Origin of the sequence: Duncaniella dubosii (assembly GCF_004803915.1) — a bacterium.
Classification (GTDB): Bacteria; Bacteroidota; Bacteroidia; order Bacteroidales; family Muribaculaceae; genus Duncaniella; species Duncaniella dubosii.
On record NZ_CP039396.1, the window covers coordinates 2,567,162 to 2,582,100 of the forward strand.

At 51.2% G+C, this 14,939-nt stretch carries 13 protein-coding genes and 1 pseudogene; 10 read left to right on the top strand and 4 right to left on the bottom strand.

The genetic code is table 11. The features are described 5' to 3' along the window. Nucleotides 1-16: 16 nt before the first annotated feature. Nucleotides 17-2,122 carry an outer membrane beta-barrel family protein gene (locus E7747_RS11390; RefSeq protein ID WP_168185320.1) on the top strand — a complete coding sequence of 702 codons (2,106 nt, stop codon included), beginning with the start codon at nucleotides 17-19 and terminating at the stop codon, nucleotides 2,120-2,122. 48 nt (nucleotides 2,123-2,170) lie between these two features. Here the strand turns inward: E7747_RS11390 and E7747_RS11395 are convergent, their stop codons facing one another. Further along, nucleotides 2,171-2,581, bottom strand: a complete 411-nt coding sequence (locus E7747_RS11395) for a secondary thiamine-phosphate synthase enzyme YjbQ (RefSeq protein WP_123615777.1) — start codon at nucleotides 2,579-2,581, stop codon at nucleotides 2,171-2,173. A 215-nt stretch (nucleotides 2,582-2,796) separates the two neighbouring features. On the opposite strand from E7747_RS11395, the gene E7747_RS11400 reads away from it, so the two are divergent. The 4 genes from E7747_RS11400 to E7747_RS11415 are packed head-to-tail and all read left to right on the top strand — an operon-like array spanning nucleotide 2,797 to nucleotide 5,319. After that, nucleotides 2,797-3,006, top strand: coding sequence for a hypothetical protein (locus E7747_RS11400; RefSeq protein WP_123615778.1), 210 nt, complete (start codon nucleotides 2,797-2,799; stop codon nucleotides 3,004-3,006). Further along, entirely contained in the window at nucleotides 2,990-3,832 is an 843-nt protein-coding gene (locus tag E7747_RS11405) for a threonine/serine exporter family protein (RefSeq protein ID WP_228449142.1), read from the top strand. Before E7747_RS11400 ends, E7747_RS11405 begins: the two co-directional genes overlap by 17 nt. Nucleotides 3,833-3,876: 44 nt before the next feature. Continuing rightward, entirely contained in the window at nucleotides 3,877-4,359 is a 483-nt protein-coding gene (locus E7747_RS11410) for a threonine/serine exporter family protein (protein ID WP_123615780.1), read from the top strand. A 57-nt stretch (nucleotides 4,360-4,416) separates the two neighbouring features. Beyond that, the gene (locus E7747_RS11415) at nucleotides 4,417-5,319 is read left to right on the top strand and encodes a LysR substrate-binding domain-containing protein (protein ID WP_123615781.1); all 903 of its coding nucleotides are present in this window, start codon (nucleotides 4,417-4,419) and stop codon (nucleotides 5,317-5,319) included. 28 nt (nucleotides 5,320-5,347) lie between these two features. Here the strand turns inward: E7747_RS11415 and E7747_RS11420 are convergent, their stop codons facing one another. From E7747_RS11420 to E7747_RS11430, 3 genes are all read right to left on the bottom strand, one after another. After that, on the bottom strand, nucleotides 5,348-7,801 hold the full coding sequence (locus tag E7747_RS11420; protein ID WP_370281037.1) for a S9 family peptidase: 2,454 nt from the start codon (nucleotides 7,799-7,801) through the stop codon (nucleotides 5,348-5,350). A 148-nt stretch (nucleotides 7,802-7,949) separates the two neighbouring features. Beyond that, entirely contained in the window at nucleotides 7,950-9,128 is a 1,179-nt protein-coding gene (locus tag E7747_RS11425) for a YwqG family protein (RefSeq protein ID WP_136416058.1), read from the bottom strand. A gap of 68 nt (nucleotides 9,129-9,196) precedes the next feature. Beyond that, the gene (locus tag E7747_RS11430) at nucleotides 9,197-9,673 is read right to left on the bottom strand and encodes a hypothetical protein (RefSeq protein ID WP_123615784.1); all 477 of its coding nucleotides are present in this window, start codon (nucleotides 9,671-9,673) and stop codon (nucleotides 9,197-9,199) included. Nucleotides 9,674-9,942: 269 nt separating this feature from the next. On the opposite strand from E7747_RS11430, the gene hisG reads away from it, so the two are divergent. The 5 genes and pseudogenes from hisG (at nucleotide 9,943) to hisH (ending at nucleotide 14,887) form a co-directional block, all read left to right on the top strand. Continuing rightward, the gene (hisG, locus tag E7747_RS11435) at nucleotides 9,943-10,794 is read left to right on the top strand and encodes an ATP phosphoribosyltransferase (RefSeq protein WP_123615785.1); all 852 of its coding nucleotides are present in this window, start codon (nucleotides 9,943-9,945) and stop codon (nucleotides 10,792-10,794) included. 14 nt (nucleotides 10,795-10,808) lie between these two features. Beyond that, nucleotides 10,809-12,091, top strand: a pseudogene (gene hisD / locus E7747_RS11440) (histidinol dehydrogenase). A 45-nt stretch (nucleotides 12,092-12,136) separates the two neighbouring features. Further along, complete coding sequence (gene hisC, locus E7747_RS11445; protein ID WP_136416059.1) at nucleotides 12,137-13,174, top strand: histidinol-phosphate transaminase; 1,038 nt, start codon at nucleotides 12,137-12,139, stop codon at nucleotides 13,172-13,174. A gap of 25 nt (nucleotides 13,175-13,199) precedes the next feature. Beyond that, a complete protein-coding gene (hisB, locus tag E7747_RS11450) occupies nucleotides 13,200-14,303 on the top strand; it encodes a bifunctional histidinol-phosphatase/imidazoleglycerol-phosphate dehydratase HisB (RefSeq protein WP_123615788.1) in 1,104 nt (367 codons plus the stop codon). Continuing rightward, nucleotides 14,300-14,887, top strand: coding sequence for an imidazole glycerol phosphate synthase subunit HisH (gene hisH / locus E7747_RS11455; RefSeq protein WP_123615789.1), 588 nt, complete (start codon nucleotides 14,300-14,302; stop codon nucleotides 14,885-14,887). Before hisB ends, hisH begins: the two co-directional genes overlap by 4 nt. Nucleotides 14,888-14,939: the final 52 nt, after the last annotated feature.

Here is a 14,939-nt window from a genome sequence, read left to right on the forward strand (position 1 = left end):
CCCACATTCAATGCTTATGTCAAAAGTTATCCTACCATTCATCCTTATTATGTCAGTCGCCTTTACGGCGCGTTCACAACAACCGTCCGTCACCCCCACGCAGCCGTCCGACAGTCTCGTCCGTGAGCTTGGCGAAGTGGTCGTGACCGCACGTGACCAATCGACACGTCTTGTCGGCAACTCACTTGTCTCGACCATCGCCGGAACGCCTCTTGCCGAACTTGGCAACGCTCTTGATGTCCTCTCGCAGCTTCCGATGATAAAGGTGTCGGACGATGAGGTCAGCATCCACGGCAAAGGTTCGCCGCTGATTTATATAGATAACCGTCCTGTCAGCGACGGTTTCGATTTGCGGACACTCCGTAGCCGTAACATCCGCAATGTAGAGCTGATTCTCGCTCCCGGAGCGGAATATGACGCGACTGTCGGCGCAGTGTTGAAAATCACCACGCGCCGCACATTCATCGAAGGACTTAGCCTTGACGACGAACTTCAGGGAAAGGCGGCGCGGTCGCTCACAGGCTACGAGATTCTTAATCTCCGTTACTTTTTCCGTAGTTCTACCGAGCTGTTTGCCACAGGCTTAGCCGCACACAACAATTCGGTCATGCGCGGTGCTACGGTCAATTCGCTTGACTATGAGGGACAGCCTACGGTGGTGGGCAGCAGTCAGTCGATCCGCAGACCCTCCAACAATCTCAGTGCTAAATTCGGTTTCAATCAGACGTTTGGTTCGCTTTCGTTTGGCGCATGGTACAAAGTGCTGCGTGAGGACGGCCATTTTTCAAACCAAGGCTCAGAGTGGCTTGATGATAATCCGCTGATTGAACGTAATATAACTAAGCGTATCAGCGGTACAAACCACTACTCTCAGTATTATCTCGACAAATCGTTCGCATCCGGAGGCCGAATCCATTTTGATGGTTCGCTCATTGACCGTAACACCCGTAGCGCAACCACGACGGCCTACACTCTGTCAGACCTTTATCCCGATGTAAGTTCCACCCAGCGTTATGATTCCCGTCTATATGCAGGAAAACTGACATATTCAATGCCGCTCTCCAAAGGTTCGTTAGTTGTTGGCACAGAAGATTCCTATACCACAACACGCGTTGACTACAGGATGCTCAACGAAGAGATCGGCAGCTATATCCCCTCGGCGCTGTCGGAGGTGGCACAGACCTCTCTGGCAGGATTCGCGAGCTACTCTGCCGGATTTGGAAAGCTCGGTCTCACCGCAGGGCTGCGCTATGAATATAAAAACTTCAGCTATCGTCTTGACGGCAAGCGTGATGACAGTCTGTCGCGTCGCGACAATTTCGTCACGCCAGACATATCGCTGTCCTACGACTTTTCCGGCGACGGTTCGAAGTCGCTGTCACTCAGCTATAAAAGTTTCACCGAACTACCTCCATACTCAAGCCTTTCCAACGGACTATCCTACACGGGGATTCATGAGATCGAGGGTGGTAATCCTGCTCTGCGCGACGGCCGCAGCCATCAGTTGCAGCTCCTCGGCATGATGGGCGACTTTATGATGCAGGCCACGTTCCGCCGTTCGTTTGACACCTACGGGTTCATCAAGCGCATCTATCCTGCCGATAATCTCCAGCTCATTTTCCAGCCGGTCAATTTCAATGTGTCGGCCGCATGGGTCTACTTCGTCTGGCAGAGGCGCATCGGTTGCTGGCAACCGGTTTTGACATTGGGCGTTAACCCGCAGTGGCTTGAGGTCGGAGGTGAGAAATACGACAAGCCTGTCTACGCTTGGTTTTTCGATAACACGCTCTCGCTTCCGTTCGGAATCCTTCTGACTGCCAACTTATACGGGCAGAGCAGCGGATATATCCACACTCAGCTCATGGAATCGAAGCCGTTGATGATGGATGCCGGAATACAGAAGTCTTTCCTCGGCAAATCGCTGACCGTCAAGCTGTCGGCGTCAAATATATTCAATAGCCGCCGTGATGGCTGGAGGTTGAGAAGCTACGGTGTCGACATGATTAAACGCCAGACTTACGACAATCGCTATATAGCCCTGACACTAAGCTACTCTTTCCAGCCACGCAAATCGTCCTACAAAGGCTCTGACGCAGCTTCGTCGGAAATTAATCGTCTGTGAATCAGTTTTGTAGACCTATTGGCTTGATTGCCGGTTTTCTTAGTAATTCTATGAAATGATTGTCGCCACGATTTTTCGCGGACCGCCATAGTCGCGGAACTCGCAGAGATATATTCCCTGCCATGTCCCGAGGTTGAGGCGTCCGCGTGAAATCGGCAGGCTGAGCGACGGGCCGACAAGCACAGACTTGGCATGTGACGGCATGTCGTCAGAACCTTCGTCGGTGTGGAGATAGAACGGCGCGTTTTCCGGCACGAGCCGGTTGAAAATGGCGTTTAGGTCATGGCGCACGTCAGGGTCTGCGTTCTCATTGAGGGCGAGGGCAGCCGATGTGTGCTTTATCAGCAGGTTAAGCAGTCCGCATTCAGGAAGTTCGGGCAATTCTCTCATCACATCGCCTGTCACGAGGTGGACTCCGCGCGGATAAGCGCGCAGTGTGAATTCGATTTGTTTTATCATTACGGTATATATGTTTCTTGTGGTCGATATGCCGGCCGGATAGGATGCTCTGTAGCCGTGACACCGGTTGGCGGTTGCAAAGTTACGAAATCTTTGTTGAACATTTTTAACAATTGTTTCGTTCTATAATTGCTATCGAAACTTTCATTAGCCGGTAATAGAAATTAATATCAGACGGTTGTTTACTTTGCAGAAAATTTAAAACGACCACGAAAATGATTACACTTAATGTCCCTCTGATTACTTGGTGTGTGATTGCCTTTGCGATGGCAGTATTGATTGTTGTAAGAATCTGCCACAAGACCTATAATAACTCGCGTCGCCACGCCCATATTTTTGAAATAGGCAGTGAGAGAGAGGAATTCTTCGTCCCGGGTGACAGGCTCGTAAAAAAAGAAGAAGATATTTATGATGACGAGGATTGACGATGCTTCCGCCACGTCGGCTGTTCCGGTAGCCTCAGCGGGATGCGTCTGTGGAGGCGAGATTCATTCGCTAAAGGAAATTTGTCTTTTCATATCGGAATATTCGGCATGGCTGCTCGGCTGCGGTGCGACGTGCATACGTCTCGAACGCAACGTCATGCGCATGGCCGAGGCTCTTGGCTGCGGGGTAGTGATGACAATTCTCCCGCGCCACATCCATCTCTCCGTGTGTCTGCCTGACAAATCCGACAGTTATACTTATATAACCGCAACGCGGACACTTCCCATAAGTTTCGACATTAACACCCGTCTCAGTGAGCTGAGCTGGGCTTTGGCCGACGGAAAGATAAATTTTGAAGAAGCCAAGGTGCAGTTTGACAGTATCATCCGCACGCCTCCGGCCGACAAAAATCTTGTTCTCCTTCTCGCCTCACTGGCCAATGCCTCCTTCTGCCGTCTTTTCACCGGCGACTGGCCTGCGGTGGCTGTGGTGTTTCTCTCAACCCTTGCAGGCTATTATCTGAAACAGGTGCTTTGCGAGCATAAGGTCGACCTTCGTCTGGTGTTTATCCTCTGTGCGTTTGTGTCGTCGGTTCTCGGTGCGAGCGACGCCCTTTTCAATCTCGGCACTACGCCCGAGATCGCTGTCGGGACGAGTGTGCTCTATCTTGTTCCCGGCATTCCGTTCCTAAACTCGTTCAGCGACATGCTCGCCGGTCACTACATCTGCTCTTTCTGCCGTTTCATCCATGCCGTGATTCTCACATGCTGTCTGTCCATCGGACTTTGCGGAGGTCTGCTTATGATGAACCTCGGGATGTTCTGATTTCTGTTACCCCATCCAACAACTTTGAGACTCATTTCATCGCAATGCTAAGTGAATTTCTTCAAGACGGATTTTTTGCGGCGATAGCGGCCGTCGGTTTCGCCGCTATAAGCAACCCTCCGAAGAGGGCCTATCTCTATTGTGCGCTCATCGCCGCCATCGGGCATTCGTCACGGTTTCTGATGATGCACCAGTCTGTGTTCGGCCTCCATATCGTTATCGCCAGCACCATAGCCGCCCTGCTCGTCGGAACGCTTGCCGTATTGCTCTCTCCCGTAGCGAAGACTCCCGCCGAGACATGTCTGTTTCCGTCACTGCTGCCGATGATTCCGGGGATATATGCCTATAAGACCTTCGGAGGACTTGTCATGTGCATCTATCAGGGAGGTGAAGGGCGTTTCAGCCATTATTTTTATCTCTTTGCGAGCAACGGGCTTACGTGTCTGTTCATACTCCTCGGCATGGTTATCGGCGCTACCATCCCAATCTTCCTGTTCAAAAACATTTCATTTCAGGCCACACGATAGGGACATCCTAATGCGTTTTACTTCTATACAAGCAATCATCACTCACCGGTCCGTCACATGGAACTCCGTCAACTGAAATATTTCGTCAAAGTCGCGGAAACGCTTAACTTTTCCGAGGCATCCCGTGCGCTTTTCATCACTCAGAGCACATTGTCGCAACAGATCAAACAGCTTGAGCAGGAACTCGGCTCTCCGCTTTTCCAGCGCGACAGCCACCGTGTCTGTCTCACCGAAGCCGGAAGCGAGCTGCTGCCCTACGCAGTCAGGACTCTCCATGACTCGCAGCTCTGTCTTGACCGTATGAATGACCTGCGTGAGCTTCTTGCCGGAACTCTCAACATCGGTGTGACCTATTCGTTCAGCCCGATACTGACGGAGACGATCATTGACTTCATGAAACTTTATCCCGGAGTGAAGCTCAACATTTTCTATAAGCCTGTTTCCGAACTGATGGGGATGCTGACCGAACGGGAGGTTGATTTTGTGCTTGCATTCCGTCCGCGTCTGTCGACCGATGAAATCGAGTCGCACGTATTGTTCCAGAACTATCTTGCCGTAATCGTCAACTCTTCCCATCCGCTTGCGTCGCGACAGAAAGTGACTCTCGACGAGCTTTCATACTACGACCTCGCGCTTCCTTCGCGCGGACTTCAGGCACGCAATTATTTCGATGCCGTAAGTTCGGCACGCGGTGTCAGCATGAAGGTGAAAATAGAGCTTAACGAAGTCAATATACTTCTTAAACTGATAAGCGGCAGCCGGCTTGCGACCGTGCTTGCCGAGGCCACCATACACAACGTGAAGGATGTGAAGGCAGTGCCACTCGATGTTCCTTCAAACGAGATGACAGGCTGCGTCCACACCCTTCGCGACAGTTACCGCAAGCGGTCTATGCGTGAGTTTGTCAGAATGCTGAGCGAGTCGGCCGCTATACGCGAGCGCGTCAATGCGTGGCTCTGAGTCTGACAGATGCTGACTTGGCTATTTCTCAGTCGAGAGTCTTTTTGGGATATAGCGATTCCCACCACGATTCATCGTCCTGAAGATATTTTGCAAACCAAGCGAAAATGGTCTCCTGCCATTGCTTGCGTTTGTTGAATTCGGTCACCTGATGGTTTGCATCCCTGACGGCTACGAATGCAGTCTCGCGTCCGAGCAGCTTGAGAGCCGTATACATCTGAATGCTCTCGCCGAAGGGCACATTGGTGTCGGAATCACCGTGGAGGAAAAGAATCGGTGTATGGATTTTGTCGGCGTTATATAGCGGGCTTTGCTTCACGTAGAGATCCGAATGACTCCAAGGGTAGCTTTTAGCCATGCTGACCTCGCTGTAGGAATATCCCCAGTAACCTTCGCCCCAGTAGCTCGTATGGTCACTGATGCCTGCGTGCGAGATGGCAGCTGCGAAGAGGTCGGTTTTCGTCTGGAGATATTGTGTCATGAATCCGCCATACGATGCGCCTATGCACCCGATTTTTGAAGCATCGACCCAAGGATTCGCCTTGATGAACTGCCGGACACCTTCGATGATGTCTTCTGCCACACCTTCGCCGGCCGTATTGACGTGGCGCGATGCGAATTCCTGACCGAAGCCCGCGCTGCCGCTCGGATTGATGACAAGCACCACATAGCCGTGGGCGGCGTACACATGGTGTGGATAGCGGCTTTCAAATGTGCGGCTCGTAGGCGAGCATCCGCCATAGTAGTTCACGATCATCGGATATTTGCGCGTCGGGTCGAAGTCTGGAGGAAGGATGTAGCGTCCGCAGATGCTGTCGCCACGCGACGATTTGTAGATCCAAGGCTTGCATTCGCCGAGCATCACACCGTCGAGCCGCTCGGCGCTGAGATCCTCGATGAGATTCTGACGCAGATTTTTCGTGTTGAGCGAATAGAGACGGTCGGAATTGACAGCTCCCTGTCCGACATACACCATGTCGTTGCTTCCATTCGAGAGTGAGAACGACATCACATAGTCCTCTTTTGCATTGAGATTGTCTATTTTCCCGCTTGTGGGATTGACACGGAACAGCGAACGCCTGTCGCGGTCACTGGCGATGAAATATATGTTGCCGTCGTTGCGGTTCCACTTCACATTGTCGACCGATGGATCAAAATCGCGTGTAAGCGGTGTGATGGCTTTTGTGGCTACATCGAGCACGTAGAGCTGGTTGTCATACATGCTCGGGATGCGGTCGTCGGGCAGATTGCGTCCGACAGCACCGTAGGCTTCGGGCGAACCGATGAGAGCCACTTTTGTCCCGTCGGGCGAGAGGATAGCCCCGCCGAAAAATCCTTCCTTCTCGACGAGTGTCATGACTGAATTGTCGGACAGGTCGAGAAGATAGAGCGACGTGAGGGTGGTTGGGCGCTTCTCAAGGCGTGATTCCGAAACCTGATAGAGAAGTTTCCGTCCGTCGTCCGACAGACCGCATAGACCCGTGTTTCGGTTGCCGAAAGTCAGAGGAGTCGACATCCCTGTGGCGAAATCATATTTCATGAGCGTCCCTCTGTTGCGCCATCCCGGCTGACGGTCCTCGGGATGTATGATTTCGTAAAGATCGGCATTTTTCTCCTTAGGTCCTTCCTGCTGGCGGGTGTAGATGAGAAAATCTTCTGTAGGTGAGATTGTAAAGTAGCTCTCAGGTACATCATTAGCTATGACAGTCTCGCTTCCGTTGGCCGGGTCTACGGTCACAAGCTGGAGTTTTCCGTCGACGTAGCGTGTGTAATACAGACGGTCACTTTTGGGCATCCAGCGTAGCGATTTAGTGCGCTTTGCCAATACGCGGCCTGAAGCGAAATCGCAGATGTCAAATGAAAATGTGTTAGCTCCGCCGTCGTGTGTATAATAATAGGAGCGGAGGAGATATTTGCCGCTCGGCGAAAGAGTGGACGAGCTGAAACGTTTTCCGGTCATCACGTCGTTGAGTGTGAAACGACGCTTTTCGACACCGCTGTTGATTTTCATAAGCCCGGGATGCTCACTCTCGATAGCGACATGCAGTGAATCGGCCGATGAATTGTCGGTGAGGCATTTGATGGTCACATTGTGAGTGGCCGGGGTGAGCGTGAGTTTGTCGCCGTCGAGCTTCTTGCCGTCGAGATACACTTCGTGGTGGCGCAGACCGTCGATTTTGAGCGTGGCGGTGACATAGCGTTCGTTGTCAATCGAGAAGTTCAGCAGATGGATTGCATCGCGATTTGAGCCAAGCACAACATCGCCTGTGATTTCCCGGCCGTTTGCGGCTGTTTCGAGTGAAATGGGGGTCGCAAGCAGCGAGGTGCGGTCAAATTTTTTGGAATTGACATCGACGCTGTCGACCATCACCGGATGGTTGACAACAAAAGGTCCTTGGTATCTGAACGAAGTGACATCGATTTTTCCGGCCGACGCACCGAGCCACAGTGTTGCCAGTCCGGCCAATGATAATGCACGTATATTCATGGGTATAAAGAGTGATTAAAAAAGCCTCTTATTTCATTTGCATTCCTGCCGGCTCTGAAGAGTCAAAGCGGCAGGAATGCAAAGTGGTGGGTAATGTGGATTATAGCAGAGTGATGAGTGGATGGATTGTCATAAAGTTTGATTAGTAACAATCCCAATAATACATTATATCTGAGAAGTCCTTTTTAATGAGCTTATCGCGGTTTATGAAGAAGTGGGCAATTCCCATGTCGCCCCACATAGCCTTGAAATCAGATTCATCTTCATCGTCAGAGGTTGTCATCTGGAACAGTTGCGTGTCATATCCGGCATATTGTTCATCGTCAGTTCTGGGATCGTATTGAGTAAAGACCGGATAGCCCAACAGACAGTTTTCATCAATGTATGAACAGTCAAACAGTTCTGAATATACGTCTTCTTCAAGACAATCATCCAGGTCTGTAATCGTGCCGTTCTCATCATCTATCTGCCACCCGTATGTGCCGGCTTTTTCTATGAACTTATCTTTAAAATCACTCTGACCGAGAATAGCTTTCTTCTTGATATTGAAGTCAAGCCCTATTTCACCTGAGATCGGTTCATAGTCGTTTTCCAATGAGAGTGCTTCCGGAATATTCAAATCCCGAATGTCCTCGACTGTAATCTCCGGATTGATTGAGGGATGGTAGATGACACGGAAAAGATTGTTGTTGGTATAGTCGTCTAAATCAGAACCATAGAAACAATCCTCTTCGGGCAAGATAAAAAACTGTAGCATTCCGCTTTCAGGGAGTAGGCCACCGCACGAATGACAGGCTTCCGCTATTTCACCCAGATTGAACTGAGCAAGCAGTTTCAGTTTATTTCCTTTGTTGTCCGTAGGATATGGGAGCGAGTCATCCCAATAAGGTAAACCACCGAATTTACTGCTCGTAAGAGTGATTTCTTTGTCTTTGTTCGGATAGATGAAAATTGTAGTTAAACCGATTTCTTCATTTAGCTCTTCTGCAATTTTTCTGGTCAATTCAAGTTTGTCCATAATCTTGGCGTTTTTAATTAGGTTACTTTGAGTAGAGGATTTAATATAGGTATTGTTTACACGGTAGGTCAGAATCCCGACAATAATGACAAATAGAATCGCACACAATCCTGCGCATCCACGCATGACGAGCAGCATTGTGTCGGATATGTCATCTATCAGGATAGCGGCTATCCCCATGAGGATGATTGCTACACAAATCACGCCGATGGCGATATGTTTCAATCGTAAATTGGCCGGCGTATTATAGATTTTTTCAATCTCCTCGCGCCGGTGCAATATGTTTCTTGTTTTTCGTATCATTGTGAATTTGTATGTGTTGTGGGGAGGAATGGTTTTTAACGCATTTTAATAGTCGCAAATTTATGAAATTATTCCTGAATCGGCAATGGAATTTTAAGCGTATTTTCGTTGAATGGCAATGATTTTTCAATTGGCAGGATTAAAGGAGTTTCTTCGTCGGCAGATTGGAGATTTTGGCAGAGCGGCAGTTCCGCTTTCTTTGCTTCCTCTCTGAGCTCACGCCGACGTGCTGCGCGTAGCCGTGCCTGAGCCGAGCGGTCGATTGCCTCGTCGATTTCGGCACGCAGGGCGCAGAATGCACCCATTATGGCCGGGTCACACCATCTGTAGCTTGGACACGAGCCATCGAGAAGATATCGGTCGATGATTCGCATCAATTCGTGTCTGAAGCCGGTGCTATAGAGCATCCAGTCTATTATTTTTTCCACCTTTGCTGTCAGCTTGGCATAGAAGGCTTTCGAGACCGGCTTGTCCCAGACCGCTTTGGGCTTTTTTTGAGTTTTCTTTTCGTGCTTGTTGGCCGTTGTGTTTTCGCAGTTTTTCATTTATGGTGTGATTTTGTCGCTTACAGGTTGTTTCTGCAAAGATAGCTGTCTACGGCAATCGAAAAGGTGCGGTAATACAAAAACTTGTCGGATGAAAATCTAACTAATAGCCTTCTGAGCGTGTTGTAAAGAAGCATAATTGAAATTGTCACGTATAAGAGCCAGCGTGAAATATTTATGACAGAATGACAATAAATGTTGCTATTTTAATGAAAATTTAAATAAAAAGGCTAACTTTGCATTCCAAATTTTAAGGAAAAGAGATTAATATGTTACGAATTGCTATTCAGGCCAAGGGTCGTCTCAACGAGAAGACTATGGCGCTGCTTGCCGATGCCGGCATCTCGGCTTCTGTTGGAAGCCGTTCGTTGATAGCCCATGCCAAGGGTTTTCCCGTTGATTTGTTATTGTTGCGCGACGACGATATCCCTCAGGCCGTTGCAATGGGAACTGCCGACATCGGAATTGTCGGTCTTAACGAAGTGGAGGAGAAAGGTGTGGAAGTCGAGCGCGTGCTTGACCTTGGTTTCGGCGGATGCCGTCTGAGCCTCGCCGTGCCACGTGAGGCCGACTATAAGGACCTTGGATGGTTCGATGGGAAACGCATCGCCACGTCATATCCTGAAATTCTTTCCCGCTTTTTGAAAGCCAATTCAATAAATGCCAAGATACACACGATTACCGGCTCTGTCGAGATTGCTCCGGCGGTCGGAATGGCTGATGCGATTTTTGATATTGTCTCCTCGGGAGGCACACTGATTCAGAATGGACTCGTGGAAGTGAAGAGCGTTCTCGATTCACAGGCCGTGCTTATTGCATCTCCGGGATTGTCGGCTGAAAAACGCGAGGAACTCGACAAGCTCTGTTTTCGCTTCCGCTCAATCATCGAGAGCAGGGGCATGAAATATGTGCTGATGAATATTCCTAAACAGTCGCTCGACGAAGCTCTGAAGGTACTCCCCGGAATGAAGAGCCCGACCATTCTCCATCTTGCTGACCCCGACTGGCTTTCGCTTCATGCGGTGATTCCTGAATCGCAGTTGTGGGAGCGCATCGAACGCCTCAAGGCCATCGGTGCGGAGGATATACTCGTGCTTGTGCTTGAAAACATCGTAAAATAAAAAAAATAGCTGATATGCAGACGTTTATAAATCCGTTGCGTTCAGAATGGACGGCATTGACCGAGCGAAACATCCCTGACGATCCGGCCGTTGACGCGGCTGTCAGCGCAATCATCGATGAGGTCAGGGCTAAGGGCGATGCGGCATTGCGCGAGATGGCGCTGAAATTTGACCGCTGCAACGTCGGTGCGCTTGAAGTCTCTGAGGCCGAGATTGCAGAAGGATGTGCGCGTGTCAGCGACGAGGTCAAGGCGGCAATAGGACTTGCGAAGGAAAACATATCGAAATTCCATGCGGCCCAGATGCCTGAGGAGGTCGATGTCACGACGCTTCCCGGAGTGAGATGCCTGCAGCGCCCGGTTGCGATTGACCGTGTCGGACTGTATATTCCCGGCGGTCAGGCACCGCTGTTTTCTACGGTGCTTATGCTGGCATGTCCGGCAAAGATTGCGGGATGCCGTGAAGTGATTTTATGTACACCTCAGAGCGGCGACCGTCCGATAGCTCCTGAAATCCTCTATGCGGCTTCGATTTGCGGCATTGACCGGATTTATCGCGTCGGCGGAGCGCAGGCTATCGCCGCAATGGCGCTCGGAACCGAGACCATCGGCCGTGTAGACAAGATTTTCGGACCCGGAAACCGCTATGTGACAAAGGCTAAACAACATCTGAGTTCTGTCATGGCCATCGATATGCCGGCCGGTCCGAGTGAGGTGCTTGTGATGGCTGATAGTTCGGCCGATGCTACATTTGTCGCTGCCGACCTTCTTTCACAGGCCGAGCACGGACGCGACAGTCAGGCCATACTTGTCTGTGACTCAGAGGAGACCGCGCGAAAGGTCGATGCTGAGGTCAGACGGCTCATGAACCGTCTGAGCCGTGCGGAGTCAGTCGAAGGCTCGTTGTCACACAGCCGTCTGGTTGTCTTCACCGACAGTGACGATATGATGGATTTCGTCAACGCCTATGCTCCCGAACATCTTATCATTTCGATGCGCGATGCTTGGACTCTCGCCTCGAAAGTCCGTGCCGCCGGCAGTGTGTTCATCGGCAACTATTCGCCCGAAAGCGCAGGCGACTATGCTTCGGGTACGAACCACACTCTCCCACGGCAGCGTGGGCGCGCTCCTACAGCGGTGTGAATATCGACAGTTTCATGCGCAAGATAACTTATCAGGAACTCACACGCGATGGGCTTGGACTGCTTGCCCCGACCATCGTGGCGATGGCCGAGGCCGAAGGGCTCGACGCACACGCGCTGGCTGTCAAGGTGAGGGTGGATGAAGAGGCAAAGTAATTATCATAGACATAAAACAAGAATCCGACATATACAACGATTCCGATGAAGAAAAATCCACTTGACTTCGTGCGTCCCAACATTCTGGCTCTTGAACCCTACTCGACAGCCCGCGATGAGTTCAAGGGAGGCGACATTTCAGTATGGCTCGACGCGAACGAGAGTCCCTATCCGAGCGGACTTAACCGCTATCCCGACCCGCATCAGAAAAAACTCAAGCAGGCGATTGCCCGGTTGAAGGGAGTGGCGGAGAACCGTATATTTATCGGCGGCGCAGGCAGCGACGAGGCTATTGATCTGGTCTACCGTATATTCTGTCGTCCGGGTGTCGACAATGCCATCTCCATCACTCCGACCTACGGAGTGTATGAGGTGAGTGCCGATATCAATGATGTCGAACTGCGCAAGGTGGCTCTCGGCGAAGGATATTCGCTCCCGGTCGACGACCTGCTTGCCGCAGCCGACCGAAACAGCAAGGTGATGTGGATATGCTCGCCAAACAATCCGACAGGCAATGCTTTTGCACCTGAAGATATAATCTGCCTGCTTGACGGATTTGACGGTATGGTGGTTGTCGATGAGGCATACGTCGACTTCTCTCCATATCTTTCGCTGCTCAATGTACTTGACGCTTACCCCAATCTAATTGTCATGCAAACTTTTTCGAAGGCATGGGGCATGGCCTCTCTCCGCATGGGACTGGCCTTCGCCTCGCCTGAGATTTCCGAACTGTTCGCAAGGGTGAAATATCCCTATAATGTCAACGGCCCTACTCAGGAAGAACTGTTGCGGCGAATAGCCTCGACCGACATCGCCCCGGAAGTCGGCGAGATAGTCGGCGAGCGCATGCGTCTGGCCTCCGCGCTGTCGGCCATGCCGAAGGTGAGAAATGTGCATCATTCCGATGCCAACTTCCTGCTTGTCGAGGTCAGCGACGCCGATGCGATGTATGACTATCTTATCGGCCACGGCGTTATTGTCCGCAACCGCAACAGGGTGAACGGCTGCAAGGGCTGTCTGCGCTTCACCGTCGGCACACCTGCCGAGAACGACAAGGTGATTTCCTTGGTCGAAAAATTCTAAAACTCTCACTCAAAACAAGATCCGGATGTTAAAGAAAGCAATATTCATCGACCGCGACGGCACGATTATCAAAGAACCGGCCGACGAGCAGATTGACTCGCTTGAGAAACTTGAATTCATACCCGGTGTCATCTCCGGGCTTCGCTCGCTTATGGGACACGGGTTTGAGCTTGTGATGGTTTCGAATCAGGATGGTCTCGGGACAGACTCGTTTCCCGAGGACACTTTCTGGCCTGCCCACAACCGGATGCTGTCGACTCTCGCCGGGGAGGGCATCACGTTTGACGACATTCTCATTGACCGCTCTTTCCCCGAGGATAACGCGCCGACACGCAAGCCACGCACAGGAATGCTAACACGATATACCGACGGCAGCTATGATCTTGCAAACAGTTTTGTGATAGGCGACCGTCTGACCGACATCGAGCTTGCACGCAACCTCGGTGCTCGCGGCATACTGATTGCTCCTGCCGAGTCGTCGGAGTGTCCCGACGGCTGCGGGTTGGTCAGCGACGACTGGCAGCTGATTGCGCGCCATATACTTTCGTCGGACCGCGTCGCGACTGTCGAGCGTAACACGTCGGAGACCCGCATATCGGTCACTCTTGATCTCGACGGACACCTTCCGTCGGCAATCGACAGCGGACTGAAATTTTTCGACCACATGCTCTGGCAGCTTCCCCACCATGCGGGAATCTCGCTCGATCTCGTCTGCAAGGGTGATCTTGAAGTTGACGAACACCACTCGATGGAGGATGTGGCGATAGCTCTCGGGCAGGCCATTGACACGGCTCTCGGCTCGAAGCGCGGCATAGACCGTTATGGATTCGTGCTGCCGATGGACGAATGCAAAGCTATGGTGCTGATTGATTTCGGCGGACGTGCCGATTTCGTATGGGATGTGGAGTTTACGCGCGAATATGTCGGTGATACTCCAACCGAGATGTATAAGCATTTCTTCAAATCGCTTTGTGTGGCCATGCGCTGCAATCTCCACATATCTGCTCGTGGTGAAAACAACCATCATCTTATCGAAGGAGTGTTCAAGGCGTTCGCCCGTGCGCTCCGTATGGCGGTGCGCCGCGATGTGTTTTCCTATTCTTTACCTTCAAGCAAAGGAGTGTTATGATAGCAGTAATTGATTATGAAATGGGCAATCTGCGTTCGGTAGGCAATGCCCTTGACCGTCTTGGGGCGGAGTGGAAGCTCACTGCCGACCACGATGAAATCCGCCGGGCCTCCAAAGTGTTGCTCCCGGGAGTCGGCAACGATGCCGAGGCTATGGCGCGTCTGCGTGACCGTGACCTGTGTCAGCTCATCAGGGATTTACGCCGGCCGGTGTTGGGTATATGTGTAGGCATGCAGGTGATGTGTCGTCATTCGGAAGAGGGCGATGTGGATTGCCTCGGTATTTTTGATGCGAAAGTGCGCCGTTTCCCAGACGAAGATGGGCTGAAAGTCCCTCATGTCGGCTGGAACCGCATCAACAATCTCGACTCGAAACTGCTGAAGGGAATTGAGCGAGGCGCTTACGTCTATTATGTCCATTCGTATTATGCTCCGCTTTGCCCCGACACGATAGCCACCACGCGTTATGGTTCGACAATGTTCAGCGCAGCGCTGAAATATGAGAATTTCTACGGCACCCAGTTCCATCCAGAAAAGAGCGGGGATGTGGGCGAAAAAATTCTTGAGAACTTCCTCGCGCTATAATGAAAATATAGTGTGAAGCCCTTTTGCAAAACTTATCACACACCTGTTTAAC

Coding starts and splice junctions, on each gene's coding strand:
- E7747_RS11390 (WP_168185320.1), top strand. CDS start 17: ATGTCAAAAGTTATCCTACCATTCATCCTTATTATGTCAGTCGCCTTT.
- E7747_RS11395 (WP_123615777.1), bottom strand. CDS start 2,581: ATGATAAAACAAATCGAATTCACACTGCGCGCTTATCCGCGCGGAGTC.
- E7747_RS11400 (WP_123615778.1), top strand. CDS start 2,797: ATGATTACACTTAATGTCCCTCTGATTACTTGGTGTGTGATTGCCTTT.
- E7747_RS11405 (WP_228449142.1), top strand. CDS start 2,990: ATGATGACGAGGATTGACGATGCTTCCGCCACGTCGGCTGTTCCGGTA.
- E7747_RS11410 (WP_123615780.1), top strand. CDS start 3,877: ATGCTAAGTGAATTTCTTCAAGACGGATTTTTTGCGGCGATAGCGGCC.
- E7747_RS11415 (WP_123615781.1), top strand. CDS start 4,417: ATGGAACTCCGTCAACTGAAATATTTCGTCAAAGTCGCGGAAACGCTT.
- E7747_RS11425 (WP_136416058.1), bottom strand. CDS start 9,128: ATGATACGAAAAACAAGAAACATATTGCACCGGCGCGAGGAGATTGAA.
- E7747_RS11430 (WP_123615784.1), bottom strand. CDS start 9,673: ATGAAAAACTGCGAAAACACAACGGCCAACAAGCACGAAAAGAAAACT.
- hisG (WP_123615785.1), top strand. CDS start 9,943: ATGTTACGAATTGCTATTCAGGCCAAGGGTCGTCTCAACGAGAAGACT.
- hisC (WP_136416059.1), top strand. CDS start 12,137: ATGAAGAAAAATCCACTTGACTTCGTGCGTCCCAACATTCTGGCTCTT.
- hisB (WP_123615788.1), top strand. CDS start 13,200: ATGTTAAAGAAAGCAATATTCATCGACCGCGACGGCACGATTATCAAA.
- hisH (WP_123615789.1), top strand. CDS start 14,300: ATGATAGCAGTAATTGATTATGAAATGGGCAATCTGCGTTCGGTAGGC.